The organism is Bacillus sp. P14.5 (assembly GCF_003316765.1).
Taxonomy (GTDB): domain Bacteria; phylum Bacillota; class Bacilli; order Bacillales; family Bacillaceae_B; genus Rossellomorea.
On the sequence record NZ_NIJF01000120.1, the window covers coordinates 1 to 1,260 of the forward strand.

1 protein-coding gene and 1 pseudogene are annotated in these 1,260 nt (G+C 38.6%); both read right to left on the reverse strand.

Translation table 11 applies throughout. The features are described 5' to 3' along the window. A pseudogene (locus tag B9Z54_RS24515) lies at window positions 1–239 on the reverse strand (DNA helicase); the annotation flags it as partial. Window positions 240–361: 122 nt separating this feature from the next. Further along, window positions 362–508, reverse strand: coding sequence for a hypothetical protein (locus B9Z54_RS25395; protein ID WP_205207710.1), 147 nt, complete (start codon window positions 506–508; stop codon window positions 362–364). Between the last annotated feature and the right edge of the window lie 752 nt (window positions 509–1,260).

The window sequence follows — 1,260 nt, forward strand, 5'->3', positions numbered from 1 at the left end:
ACTTTGATCGTATTCTTCGACGGAATCTTCAAATTGCCATTCTCCACATACTGCAAATCTTCCGCCAGCCGTGAATACGAGCGTAAATACTGCCCTCTATGTACCTTCACTTCTTCCACATACATGAATTCCTTCTGCAATGCCCTGCAGCTCAGCAATAATAGAAGCCTCAACGTAAACGGGCTCCCCCAAATCGGACTTTCAATCGTGTTCCGGTTGAATTTGATCCATCCTGTCATCAGTAATTCCTCCCTATATATTGTTTCACCTTTTATATAGAGAGGTTTCTGGGAAAAGGACACCACTTTTATAAAAAAATGCTGAGCTCTCGGGATGAGAGTTCAGCATTCAAAATTGATTTTCAGGCTTTCAAAAATGCCTGAACCGCTTCCGGTAATAATTGAAAGACCAAGCCTTCAAAGATTATATCGAGCAAACCGGCAATGAATAAAAAGAGTAGTATAAATACTACAAGAGGTTTCTTGTTTTTTCCAGAAATCCACTTCACTAAACTCACTCCAACTTCACGCTATTTTACTACTTTCTATAGTAATTCATGTGTTAGGTACTTATCAATTTTTACTGTGAATAAAGGGGCCAGACCCCCGGTACGCTATCTAAAGAACAACTTGGAGTTTTTGTCATGGGAGGAAGCTTTGAATGAGCTTAACTTACCAACTGACACTAAGTCGTGAGGCTATAAAATTTTTAAAAACAAGAAACATCTGTTGTATTAAGAATAAGCATAGCTTTGAAGGGACTATTAATTCAACCACCTATAGGTGACATAAAACCTTTAAAGGGTAAAAAGGGACAACTAAGGTTGAGAACTGGACCATTCAGAACTATTTGAAATTGATCATAATGAGAAAATAATCTATATATTAACCATTGATAATCGCGGTGATGTATACAAGTAACCACTAGAATTGAAAGACCATTTCATAATTATGGTCTTTTTTATTTTAATACAAAATAAAGGCTCAATGACACCCCGGCACGATAGGACTTTACCGTACAGGGAGGCAGGCTCTGATTCTCCTCCTGCTCTGGAGGATTGACCATTCAATCAAACGTTCGTTTAAGAAAAAAGCACGAAGATTTTTAGATTGAATTACAGGTCTCAGCCCCTCGCTTACCTAATAATTCCAATTCGAGAGAAGGAATGTCTACCCCTCTCATCTCATAGACATATATAAAAGAAGGGAGCTGGTCTCAATGCTTGAGATGAGTGCTGTTATCGCAGCTGTCGCGTTTACC